The sequence below is a fragment of the Endozoicomonas sp. YOMI1 genome (assembly GCF_024606345.1).
GTDB lineage: Bacteria > Pseudomonadota > Gammaproteobacteria > Pseudomonadales > Endozoicomonadaceae > Endozoicomonas.
The window spans coordinates 1-6,752 of the sequence record NZ_JAHHPM010000348.1 but is presented as its reverse complement, the minus strand read 5'-3'; the positions used below and the strand labels follow the sequence as shown (position 1 = coordinate 6,752).

7 protein-coding genes are annotated in these 6,752 nt (G+C 50.8%); 3 read left to right on the top strand and 4 right to left on the bottom strand.

The annotated features are described in order from the left end of the window. The first annotated feature begins 188 nt into the window (after positions 1 to 188). Together KDK15_RS12590 and KDK15_RS12585 are read left to right on the top strand one after the other, a co-directional pair. Entirely contained in the window at positions 189 to 788 is a 600-nt protein-coding gene (locus KDK15_RS12590) for a YecA family protein (RefSeq protein WP_257295716.1), read from the top strand. Positions 789 to 909: 121 nt separating this feature from the next. Beyond that, on the top strand, positions 910 to 1,965 hold the full coding sequence (locus tag KDK15_RS12585; protein WP_257295714.1) for an ankyrin repeat domain-containing protein: 1,056 nt from the start codon (positions 910 to 912) through the stop codon (positions 1,963 to 1,965). A gap of 67 nt (positions 1,966 to 2,032) precedes the next feature. On the opposite strand, the gene KDK15_RS12580 is transcribed toward KDK15_RS12585, so the two are convergent. The 4 genes from KDK15_RS12580 to pheS form a co-directional block, all read right to left on the bottom strand. Then, on the bottom strand, positions 2,033 to 2,377 hold the full coding sequence (locus tag KDK15_RS12580) for a MerR family transcriptional regulator (RefSeq protein WP_257295712.1): 345 nt from the start codon (positions 2,375 to 2,377) through the stop codon (positions 2,033 to 2,035). Further along, positions 2,358 to 2,669 (bottom strand): integration host factor subunit alpha, encoded by a 312-nt coding sequence (ihfA, locus tag KDK15_RS12575; RefSeq protein ID WP_101747798.1) that lies wholly within the window; start codon positions 2,667 to 2,669, stop codon positions 2,358 to 2,360. Before ihfA ends, KDK15_RS12580 begins: the two co-directional genes overlap by 20 nt. Positions 2,670 to 2,785: 116 nt before the next feature. Continuing rightward, entirely contained in the window at positions 2,786 to 5,188 is a 2,403-nt protein-coding gene (pheT, locus tag KDK15_RS12570) for a phenylalanine--tRNA ligase subunit beta (RefSeq protein WP_257295710.1), read from the bottom strand. A gap of 59 nt (positions 5,189 to 5,247) precedes the next feature. Then, complete coding sequence (gene pheS / locus KDK15_RS12565) at positions 5,248 to 6,276, bottom strand: phenylalanine--tRNA ligase subunit alpha (protein WP_257295709.1); 1,029 nt, start codon at positions 6,274 to 6,276, stop codon at positions 5,248 to 5,250. 209 nt (positions 6,277 to 6,485) lie between these two features. Here pheS and thiS point away from each other — a divergent pair, with 209 nt between their 5' ends. Further along, positions 6,486 to 6,686, top strand: a complete 201-nt coding sequence (gene thiS / locus KDK15_RS12560) for a sulfur carrier protein ThiS (protein ID WP_257295718.1) — start codon at positions 6,486 to 6,488, stop codon at positions 6,684 to 6,686. Positions 6,687 to 6,752: the final 66 nt, after the last annotated feature.

Genomic DNA, 6,752 nt, shown 5'->3' with positions numbered 1-6,752 from the left:
TATTTTATCGGAACCTGACCAATCTTTCGTGTCATGCAAAGTCTAAAGTCGAGTAGTTTTATAAAAAGAAAAAAAACAGCGATGCTCATTATCCGGTAACCCATCATGATAAAGGCTTCACCTGACGGACTTTTATCTCTATCAAAGCCAGAGTAAAATCCCCCCCTCAAATTTTCAGGATCCCCTCTATGTCCAATACCCGTGCTTATGTGGAAGCTCTGTTACAGCCTTTTACTGAATCCGATGATGGAAGTGAAACCGCAACCCTTGACTACCATGGTCTACACGGTTTCCTGACAGCCCTGACCATCTGCCCCACAGACCTGACAGAGCAGGAGCGGAACGAGAGTATTTTTGATGGTGAGGTTGAGCTTCCAACTGCCAGTGCCAATGAGTTGAACGAACTTATTGCCAGAATGCAAACGACCATCGACCGGGGATTTAACGACGAAGATGAGGGTTTTTCCCTCACCTGCCAATCCGAAGAGCTGGAAGACCACGACGATGAAGCCCTTGCCAACTGGTGCACGGGTTTTATGGTGGCTCACTTCCTGAATGAAGAAACCTGGTTCGGAACCAATGAACAGGAGATTTGTGAACTCCTGCTGCCGATCATGCTGGCCTCAGGTCTGTTTGATGATGAGCAGGAGTTTCAGGATATTCGCAAGGACAGCAAGCTCACAGAGGATATGTGCAGCCAGATTCCCGAAGTGTTGATGGAGCTTTACCTGATCTTCAACGCACCGGAAGAGAAAAAGCCCCACGCATCTGGAAAACGACATTCATAGTTTAGTTTGACCGGCAATCAGAGATGCTTCGGGTTGCCCCTGCCCTTATTTCAACCTGAATGGAACTTTGCATCAATCGAGTGTTCAAATAGTGTAGGCTAATGTCCGAGGTCACTTTGTTATGAATATCACTTCTCAAATTCAACCACATGTTCCGGCTTCACCAATCCAAGAGACGCAACACAAAGGAGTGGAAGCCATACCAGCAAAAGAGCCGTCTTGCAGTGAGACGGCTAAAGTCTTCCCGAAGTTGACAGACACCGAAATGCTGATCGAAACAGCTAAGGTGGTTGCTGAACAATTAAAAGGTTCTGACGGTGGATTAAACGACTGGGAGCTCCCTTGTAATTTAACCCCGTTGCATATTGCCTGTCTTGCTGGTGATATGGAACTGTTAAAACTCGCTACTGCGGATGATATTTTCCAGGAGTACATTGATCAACAAACATCTGCTGCTGATGCTGATGCTGATGCTGATGCTACTGCAAATGCAGCTACTGCCAATGCAGCTACTGCATCACCAGAGGGCAATAACGAAGTTGGTGCTCTACAGCCAATTGCCACGAACCACGACACGGCTTTGCATTTTGCCCTGCTGACTGGCTGGGACAAAGGAGCATTAGCGCTTATGGAAGAGCTTGATGTTCAGGATAAACTGAAAAACACCATTAACGACAGAGGCGAGAGCCTGTTTAGTCTGGCGGCAAGACACAGCAGTCTTGAAGTCGTTCGTAGGCTTTGCGATCATTTCCAGGCGAATGAAAATTATCGAGAGTATCTGTTTCACAAATCAGAGCACCAGAGAACCTTGCTTCATTGTGCAGTAGACCAGGATGGTCCGGAAGTTTTTGACTATCTGCAAGAGCAGCAAATCTCCGCAACCAGAGAAATGATCAAAGATTCGGCGAATGATCAGGATAACCAGCTCCGGATGCTCCCGAGAACAACGCTTGATGATAAAGATAGAAATGGTAATACACCCGAAAAACTTGCCGAAATGAAAGTCGGTTTGCTTTGTGTCCAGCAATTTCGTGACAACCCCAAACTTTTAGAGCAAGTACGTTTAAGTGGCAGTAGTCCCTGGCTAGATTACTTCTTTCAAGACATGACTGATCTAATGGAGCCAAGATCCTGGGCTCCGCCGTGGGGAGAACGACCGTGGTGTAACCTCGTGTGAAGTGATTAGTTAGTGCCTGTTCCGAATCATTTTCTGAGCAGGCAGAATGGATTGCCAAAGATTTAGCTCAGGACAAAATATCAACGACTGCTTCCAATTCTGATATTGCCTGCGCTATTTCAGTACGATAATCAAACGTTTGTCGTTTGACCGCGTGACGCTTTAGCTGCGTGCGAGCCCCATCAATAGTAAAACGCTGATCGTATAAAAGACTGCGGATCTGTCGAACAAGGTGTACGTCTTCATGCCGGTAATAGCGCCGATTACCTCGACGAACCGGTGACAGTTGGGGAAATTCCTGCTCCCAATAGCGCAGCACATGAGACTTTACCAAACAGAGTTCACTGACTTCGCCAATGGTAAAGTAGCGTTTGCCAGGTATGGCTGGCAGATCACTCGTCCTGAGTTCCATGTCCTGCATAGGTTTCCACTCTCGCTTTGAGTTTCTGACCGGGTTTGAAGGTCACCACACGACGTGGGGTGATCGGGATTTCCTCTCCCGTTTTGGGGTTCCGGCCTGGTCTTTGACGTTTATCACGCAAATCAAAGTTACCAAAACCGGACAGTTTCACCGATTGATTTTTTTCGAGAGACTGGCGAATTTCCTCAAAAAACAGCTCGACCATCTCTTTGGCTTCGCGTTTGTTAAGACCAAGCTCTTCATTCAGTCGCTCGGCCATATCGGCTTTCGTCAGGGCTCCCATGAACCAATCCCCTTTTTTGTTTTTCCCATGGTAATAGCTGTATCGGGTTTCCTGAAAGAAAGATAACAGGCTATTACCATGATCTTATTATTCACTCTAAGGCCATTGACTGGCATTTACTGACGCAGGCTGGCATCGAAGTCCTGTTTCAAGCGGGCAACAACACGCTCAACCAGCTCATTAACCTCGTCATCCTTTAGAGTGCGGGAAGGATGCTGTAAGGTCAAGCCCATCGCCAGGCTCTTGCAGCCTGCTTCAATACCCTGACCGACATAAACATCAAAAGTATTGACCCGGCGCAACAGTTCACCGGCCTCACTGGCGATCGCCCGCTCAATGTCCCCGGCGGCAATGGCAGCATTAACCACCAGTGCCAGGTCACGGCGAACTTCAGGATACTTCGACAGGGCAGCAAAACGGGTAACCTTACCTTCAGTCACCGCTTTCAGGCTAAGTTCAACCAGGTAGACCGCAGCGGGCATATCCATCGTCTTTGCCAGCGATGGGTGCAGCGCCCCCATATGACCAATCACGTTGCCATCTCGAACAATCTCGGCACACTGGCCAGGATGCATGGCAGCATGCTCGCCTTTGCGGAACATAAATTCATTACCGGCCTGACCCAGGGCAAAAACCGCTTCGAAATCACTTTTCAGTTCAAAGAAATCAACCGCCTCAGCCTTACCCTGCCAGCTCTGTGGGTGACGACTGCCAGTGATTAGTGCAGCCAGCATCGGCTCCTGTTTAAGCTCATCACCTGCTTTGCCCTTTTCCTTAATAAAGGTCAGACCTGTTTCAAACAGACGAACCCGGCTTTGCTGACGATTCAGATTGTAGCCAGCGGTTTTAACCAGTCCTGGCAGCAGCGTTGTGCGCATCACGGATAGATCGCTGGCGATCGGGTTGGACAAAGCAACGGGCTCACGCTGAGGATCAAACAGCCGGTGCAACTCCGGAGCGATAAAGCTGAAGCACACCGCTTCCTGATAACCACGGGCCGTCAGTGCACGACGAATGTCTGATTCCTGAACCTGAGACTCGTCCACCTGCTTCATCTTTAGCAGCGCCATCGGCGTGCTCTCAGGCAGGTTGTTATAGCCGTAAATTCGGCCAAGCTCTTCCACCAGGTCTTCTTCGATGGAAATATCAAAGCGCCAGCTGGGAACAGACACCGTCCAGCAAGCCTGGCCATCCGACTCTTCAATAAGCGCCAAGCCAAGCCCCAGGCGAGACAGCAGAGCTTCAATATGGCGGTTTTCAATGGCCATACCCAGCAGTGACGTCACTTTTTCAGAACGCAGTGTCACTTCACGCAGAGCAGGCAGGCGGGCTTCGCTGGCGACCTCTGTCACCGGGCCCGGTTCACCACCACAAATCTCAACAATCAGGGCCGTGGCACGTTCAACCGCCTTTTTCTGCAGCTGGAAATCAACACCACGTTCAAAGCGGTGGGAAGAGTCAGTGTGCAAACCATAGGAACGGGCCTTACCGGCAATAGTAATCGGATCAAAGAATGCGCTTTCCAGGAAGATATGACGGGTCTGGTCACTGACGCCGGAACCTTCTCCCCCCATCACCCCGGCAATCGCCAGAGCCTTCTGCTCATCAGCAATGACCAGTGTGTTGTCGTTCAGCGTGACTTCCTGACCATCCAGCAGGGTCAGCTTCTCTCCAGCCTCAGCCATACGAACATGAATGCTGCCGGAGAGCGTATCCAGATCAAAGCCGTGCATAGGCTGACCCAGCTCCAGCATAACGTAGTTGGTGACATCCACCACCGGGTCAATGGAACGGATACCGGAGCGACGCAGATGCTCGGTCAGCCACAACGGCGCAGAACGGGAAACGTCCACATTACGAATAACCCGGCCAACATAGCGTGGGCAGCCCCGGGGAGCATCGATATGAACCGGGAAAGTATCATCAATGGCTGGCGCCACTTCCGCTATCTGCTCTTCTGTCACATCCGCCAGAAAGTTTGCGCTGACTTCACGGGCCAGACCGGCAATGCTCAGACAGTCACCCCGGTTAGGGGTCAGATCCACATCGATGATCTTGTCGTCCAGAGACAGGTATTCACGAATATTCTGACCAACCGGGGCATCCAGAGGCAGCTCCAGCAAACCATCGGAAGACTCTGCCATGCCGAGTTCTTCTTCGGCACAGAGCATGCCGAATGACTCAACACCGCGCAATTTGGCTTTTTTGATCCTGAAGTTGCCGGGCAATACGGCACCCACGGTAGCAAAAGGAACCTTGATACCGGCCCGGGCATTGGGGGCACCACACACCACCTGGAAAGACTCACTGCCGGTACTGACCTGAGTCACACGCAGCTTATCGGCGTCCGGATGCTGCTCACAGGCAACAATTTCACCAATAACGACACCGGTAAACTCATCGGCAACGGCTTCAACCTCGTCAACTTCCAGTCCGGCCATGGTGATTTTGTCCACCAACGCCCGGGTATCGACCTCAATATTGACCCACTGCCGCAACCACTTTTCACTGAATTTCATGCTATTTACTCAATCCTGCTAAAAACCGTTGTTTGAAAATGACGCTGTCCCAACCGCTCTTAACGGAACTGATCCAGGAAGCGCAAGTCGTTCTCAAAGAACTGGCGCAGGTCATTGACGCCATAACGCAGCATGGCAAAACGCTCTACCCCCATACCAAAGGCAAAACCGGTGTACTGCTCAGGATCAATCCCGGAGTAGCGGAACACGTCCGGGTGCACCATGCCGCAGCCCAGTACTTCCAGCCATTTGATCGAACCATCATCGTTACGTCCCCACTCAATATCCACCTCGGCAGAAGGCTCAGTGAACGGGAAGTAGGATGGACGGAAACGAACCTGCAGGTCATCCCGCTCAAAAAAGACTCTCAGGAAGTCAATCAGAACGCTTTTCAGGTCAGCAAAGCTGACTTTCTCTGCAACGTACAGACCTTCCACCTGATGGAACATCGGGCTGTGGGTCTGGTCAGAATCGCAGCGATACACCTTACCCGGGCAAACAATGGCAATGGGCGGGTTTTCATTATTGTTGACAAAACGCTCCATGGTGCGAACCTGAACCGGTGAGGTGTGGGTTCTCAATACAGTAGTGTCGTCAAAATAGAACGTATCGTGCATGGCACGGGCCGGATGGTGACCGGGAATATTCAGGGCTTCGAAGTTGTGGTAATCATCTTCGATTTCCGGCCCTTGCTCCACGGTAAAGCCGATACGACCGAAATAGTCGGTAATCCGTTCCATGGTACGGGTAATCGGGTGAACAGTACCCAGCGCCTGACCACGCCCGGCCAGGGATACATCAATGGCCTCGCTGGCCAGTCTGGCATCCAGGGCCTGTTGATCCAGCAACGCTTTCTTATGGTTGATCGCCTCCTGAACCTGCTGCTTACCCTTGTTAATCAGCCCACCCGCTTTTGGTCGCTCTTGTGGGGAGAGCTGCCCAAGGGCCTTGAGCAAAGAGGTCAGCTCGCCTTTCTTACCAAGGAACTGAACGCGGATCTCGTCCAGACCTGAGGCGTCAGCAACGGCTTCAACGGCACTGAGTGCGCTGGCCACCAGCGTATCAAGCGTGTTATCCAGATTCTCCATGGGGTTTCCAAAACAGATGAGCTACAGAAAATAAACGGCCAATTCTAACGGCTGAACCCTGCCTTGGGTAGAGTTGTCGCCGCCAATAATGAATAAGATAACCACTATTTGTTTTTCCGCCTCAACGTGGCTGCGCCAGATCATTTGTCAAACACCACCCTGATTCTTTAGAATCTTGCCAACTTAAAAGGACTGGCGCCAAATTGACCATGCAGATCACGGTAAACAATCAGCCGATGGCAGTGGAGCCCCCTCTCAGCATTGAGGCCCTGTTACAGCAACTGAACCACCTTGAAAAAGGGGTAGCCCTTGCGGTCAACAGGAAAATCATCAGCCGCTCCCGGTGGGAATCTTATCTGCTGAGTGACGGGGATAACATTACACTGATAAAAGCAACGGCAGGTGGCTAAGGAATTACCATGAATAACTTCCTCTTTTTTGCCACGGAGTCACAGAGGAAAAGATTTTTTCTTTTC

Bases quoted from the DNA above. Each gene is read 5' to 3' on its own strand.
- KDK15_RS12590 (WP_257295716.1), top strand. From the start codon at position 189: ATGTCCAATACCCGTGCTTATGTGGAAGCTCTGTTACAGCCTTTTACT.
- KDK15_RS12585 (WP_257295714.1), top strand. From the start codon at position 910: ATGAATATCACTTCTCAAATTCAACCACATGTTCCGGCTTCACCAATC.
- KDK15_RS12580 (WP_257295712.1), bottom strand. From the start codon at position 2,377: ATGGAACTCAGGACGAGTGATCTGCCAGCCATACCTGGCAAACGCTAC.
- ihfA (WP_101747798.1), bottom strand. From the start codon at position 2,669: ATGGGAGCCCTGACGAAAGCCGATATGGCCGAGCGACTGAATGAAGAG.
- pheT (WP_257295710.1), bottom strand. From the start codon at position 5,188: ATGAAATTCAGTGAAAAGTGGTTGCGGCAGTGGGTCAATATTGAGGTC.
- pheS (WP_257295709.1), bottom strand. From the start codon at position 6,276: ATGGAGAATCTGGATAACACGCTTGATACGCTGGTGGCCAGCGCACTC.
- thiS (WP_257295718.1), top strand. From the start codon at position 6,486: ATGCAGATCACGGTAAACAATCAGCCGATGGCAGTGGAGCCCCCTCTC.